This window comes from bacterium (genome assembly GCA_035530055.1).
In the GTDB taxonomy this organism is placed as follows: Bacteria; UBA6262; WVXT01; order WVXT01; family WVXT01; genus WVXT01.
In genome coordinates, this window is sequence record DATKVN010000037.1 from 1 (window position 1) to 4,588 (window position 4,588).

Annotated in this window: 5 protein-coding genes; all 5 read left to right on the forward strand. The window is 41.7% G+C overall.

The window, feature by feature from the left end:
• Positions 1-393, forward strand: a 393-nt coding sequence (locus VMW39_03450) for a leucyl aminopeptidase (protein HUW23066.1), incomplete at its 5' end; no start/stop codon positions are given.
• 142 nt (positions 394-535) lie between these two features.
• Positions 536-1,849: an ABC transporter substrate-binding protein gene (locus VMW39_03455; protein HUW23067.1), complete on the forward strand. Its 1,314-nt coding sequence runs from the start codon at positions 536-538 to the stop codon at positions 1,847-1,849.
• A 386-nt stretch (positions 1,850-2,235) separates the two neighbouring features.
• Positions 2,236-2,949 (forward strand): ATP-binding cassette domain-containing protein, encoded by a 714-nt coding sequence (locus VMW39_03460; GenBank protein ID HUW23068.1) that lies wholly within the window; start codon positions 2,236-2,238, stop codon positions 2,947-2,949.
• Between the two features lie 2 nt (positions 2,950-2,951).
• Positions 2,952-3,662 carry an ABC transporter ATP-binding protein gene (locus tag VMW39_03465; protein HUW23069.1) on the forward strand — a complete coding sequence of 237 codons (711 nt, stop codon included), beginning with the start codon at positions 2,952-2,954 and terminating at the stop codon, positions 3,660-3,662.
• 27 nt (positions 3,663-3,689) lie between these two features.
• The gene (locus VMW39_03470; GenBank protein HUW23070.1) at positions 3,690-4,550 is read left to right on the forward strand and encodes a branched-chain amino acid ABC transporter permease; all 861 of its coding nucleotides are present in this window, start codon (positions 3,690-3,692) and stop codon (positions 4,548-4,550) included.
• Positions 4,551-4,588: the final 38 nt, after the last annotated feature.

Here is a 4,588-nt window from a genome sequence, read left to right on the forward strand (position 1 = left end):
TTAGGAATTCTTCGTCACCCTGTTACTTTTCATGTAAAGGATGGAAAATGGGTTGATATTACTGGCGAAGAGGAAGCAGCTTTTCTTCGTGGGTGGTTCAAGCGACTCAACGACCCCCATATGTGCAACGTTGCTCATGTCTGCTATGGTTTTAACCCAGGCGCTCGCCTTTCAGGATTGTGTACCGAAGATGAAAGGGTTTGGGGTTCTACAGAATGGGGTTTTGGTTACCAGGGTCCATTTTTTAAGGGCAATGCTGGACCTGCAGTCACCCATGTAGATGGTATTTGTTTAAATTCCTCCGTTTGGTTAGATGGAACGCAGATAATGGACCAGGGTAAACTTACTCATCCTAAACTAGCCGATCTTGCTCATCGAATGGGAAAACAGTAAACAAAGACAAACGGGAAACGAAGTGAAAGAGAAGAAAGGAGAATGGGTATGAGAGAAAGATTAAAAAGAAGTTTTTGAATTTTGCATAACATCTTGAGACACATAAAAAGATACAAAGAAATAATAATTAGGAGGTTTAAAAATGTTAAGAAAATTTTTTATTTGTTTGATAGGAGTATTAGTTATTTTGAGTGTTTTGGGAGGAATGTCGTCTTACGGTGCTCCCAGCACGCCTTCTACTGCCTTGCCGACTATTAAAATACTCGGTACGATACCTCTCTCTGGTGATGCGGCTAATATTGGACCTCCATATGACAGAGCTATTCGCATGGCAGTGGATGAGTTGAATGAAGCAGGCATTCCAGGTTTTGCTGGTATCGATTATAAGGTAATCGATACCGGAACAAGTCCAAGCGTGATACAGAGAAAACTAGCAAGAGAAGTGGAAACTTGGCATCCGGATCTCATCATCGGATGTGCCCTGGAAACAGAAATAAGGGTTCCTTGTCAGTTTGCTCCACAATACAAGCTTCCTACCATCGTTGGCGGACATCTAAGCATGTCCAAATACATGCCACCAGGAGAGGTCTCCCTCTCAAAATGGGTTTGCTACTACGGATATTCAGACTTCTATTGCGGGTGGTTTGCTGGTCAATTCTTCCAACAAATGGGCGCCAAGAAAGTTGCATACGTAGGGGGAGACTACGATTGGGGCTACAGCAATGGAATGGGTTTGAGAGCTTACTGGGAGCAGAATGGTAAGCCCTTTGAGATTTCCCCTGTGATTTATACGCCGCTTGACAAGACTGATTTTGCCACTGAGGCCGAAATCATCAAGAAAGAAAAACCAGATGCCCTCTATTGCGCCTATATGGGAGCTGGCTGGTTTAGTTTTCCCAAACAACTCCGGGATGCTGGAGCCATGCCAAAGTACTTTCTCTATGATCCGACCTATTCCAATATGGGTGGTGCTAAAGTCACGGGAGCATACGGAGCTGAGAACATTTACACGCTTGCAGATCACGATCCCGATTCGTTGGCCTGGGCCGATTTTGTTAAAAAATGGAAGAAGAGATACGGTCAAAATGCCTTTCCGGAAGCATACACCAATAACCACTACCAAGCTATCTACTGGTTCATTGAAGCCGTGAAAAAGGCTGGCCCAAAAGCTTTAGAAGATCACGAACTGCTGATTGATACAATGCATAATACGTCATTTCAAAACGTCTGCATTAGTCCCATGGGGCCTCTATGTCCTTATGGAAGCAACTGGGGAGCTACTGGAACAATTATTCAATTCCAGCCCGGTGCTGGGAAGGTCGATCCAAGCTTTTCTTTACATGAGGTGCTTATTACTAAGGTACAATCTCCCAAGAAGGACGCCAAGCAAATTCTGGAGGAGATAAAGGGCATCCAGAAACTAGAAAAGGGCCAGGTTTATCCTGCAGGAGGATAGTTGAGATTAGAAATACAGCCCCCTATTGTGGTTCAGTAGGCAGCAATGGGGGCTGTATCCTTACCTTTCATTTTGAGCAGAATGCTCCTCTATTAGCTAAAAGAAAGTGGATTAACGAAGAAAGAATTTAAATAAGCTTGAAAGCTATAGATAATGTAGCCTAGTAAAGGCTAAGCCTGTTCCAGCTTGCAGAGATACTGGGAAACATCCCGGAAGTCTGCCAGGAAAGAGGAATTTACCGCATCATGTGTTACGAATACAAGAGGAGATTCCAAACCCATGGATTTCAGGGCAAGAGGCTTATTTATTTAATGAAATTATGAGTAATTGGAGAGTGTTAGACGCGATGGTAAAAACAAAAATGTAGAATGGAGGTTGCGATAAATATGTTGGAGGTCAAAAACATAAAAAAAACATTCGGCGGACTGGTAGCACTGAAAGATCTTAGTCTTAATGTTGAATCCCAAAAAATCACCTCTCTAATTGGACCAAATGGTGCCGGTAAGACTACGCTTTTTAATATTATTGCTGGTTCTTTAAAAACTGATTCAGGAGAGGTCAGTTTTTTGGGTAGGAATGTCACTAAAATTCCACCCTATCGGATTTGTCAATTGGGAATCGCGCGGACATATCAGTTACGAAATATTTTTCCCAATTTGACAGTTTTCGAAAATATTTGCGCTGGACTATGGAAAGATAATAGTTTAAATTTCCAAGACCGTGAACAACGAGTTTACGAGATACTCTCATATTTTGATCTTGCAAAGAAAGCAAAGTACATAGTTTCCAATCTTCCTCCTTTAGAAATAAAATTAGTAGAACTTGGCAGAGCGCTAGCTACTAATCCCAAACTCTTACTACTAGATGAATTGTTAGGAGGGCTGATCGGGCCAGAAACACTTAAGATCTGTGAAATCGTGGAGGACTTGAGATCAAAAGGATATACAATCTTGCAAATTGGTCACGAGATCAAACCCATTATGCGTACTTCGGATTGGATCTATGTCCTCAATGAAGGCGAAAAAGTAGCAGAAGGAATCCCAGATGTGATAAAAGAAAACGCTGAAGTGCTAAGAATCTATTTGGGATTGGAGGTGTAAACATGCCCTCATTGTTACTGGAAACTGAGAATCTAACTGTTACCTATGGTTCGTACGCAGCTTTAAAAAAAGTAAGTTTTTCCGTTTACGAAGGAGAAATTGTAGCAATTGTAGGTCCGAATGGTGCTGGCAAGACAACGCTCCTAGAAACAATAGCAGGACTCCTGAGACCAAAAGAAGGAGTGATAAAAATACAGTCACGCGATGTCACAAAGCTGGGACCGCTTCAAAGGAGAAGACTTGGTTTGATGCTGATTCCGCAAGAACAAAATATCTTCTTTTCAATGTCAGTAAAGGACAACCTACAATTTGGAGCTTTCTACGAGAACAAGCGTACAACAAGTGAACTACTGAAACGGGTCTTCCAAGCATTTCCAAAATTGCGCGATCGGATAACACAGATAGCAGGGACCATGAGCGGAGGAGAGCAAAGGATGTTGGCAATTGGCATTGGACTCGCTGCTAACTCAAGGATTCTGATGATTGATGAACTTTCTCTGGGATTGGCACCTAAGGTCGTCGGGAGCATTTTAACATTACTGAGAAATATAAGAGATGAGACAGGCACCACAATCGTTCTTTCTGAGCAAAGTATTAAGGCATTGGATGTAGCTGATCGGGTTTATGGATTGGAGGCTGGCGAAGTCATGTTTGCAGAATATACCCAGCATTTGGATCGAGATTTAATTAAGAGCATGTATCTTGGTGCATAGGATTCGAGAATTGGAGGAAAGTGTCAAATGGTTGTACAAGGAATCATCACAGGAATTATAATAGGAGGAATCCTCTCTCTACCAGTAATGGGGGTAGCTCTTATCTATGGCGTTACCGGGATTTTGAATTATGCAATCGCAACCGTTGGTGTCTTTGGGGCATTCGTAGTATGGCAGCTTTTACCTTATGGAATTCTGCCAGCAATATTAGGAGGGATTCTTACGAGCTTTTTGATTGGTTATGGACTCCAACAGTTTCTGCTCAATCCTTTAATTAAGAGAAAGGGAAATGACCTTACGCTTTTTTTCATTATTACATTTGGAATCGCAACCATTCTTTCTGGTTTAATCAAAGTTTTGTTTCCAAGACCAACAATTTCTTTTGAGTTTCAAAGTCTTGGCATTCTTCATATTGCTAGCATTGCGGTGAGCATCAATAGAGTCATCGCTATTGCCACAGCAGTTGGCATTCTGCTTTTGATGCACTTTTTTGAAAAAACGACAAAAACCGGAAAATCCTGGGTAGGGACATCACAGAATTTAAAAATGGCCAAGCTCGTAGGAGTAAACGTTGAATTTGTTTTTAGCTTAGTATCTGCAATAGGGTGCACTTTGGGATTTATTGGCGCTTTTTTCTGGGGCACTCTCTACAACTTAACATTAACAACGGGGTGGGATTTGTGCTTTTTAGGCTATATCATCGCTATTGTTGGTGGAATTGGAAACATATGGGGTGGCATGATTAGCGCATTGATTATGGGAATTATTATAAGTTTTACGGGGTACTGGCTCAGTGGAATGTGGCAAAGTGTACTTTTGTATGGAATCTTCTTCTTAGTCCTGGTCATATCCCCGAAAGGGATATTGGGAAGTGAACGTTCAATATAAGAGACGATTCATTGCTAACAATAAAAGACAGAGAAGGA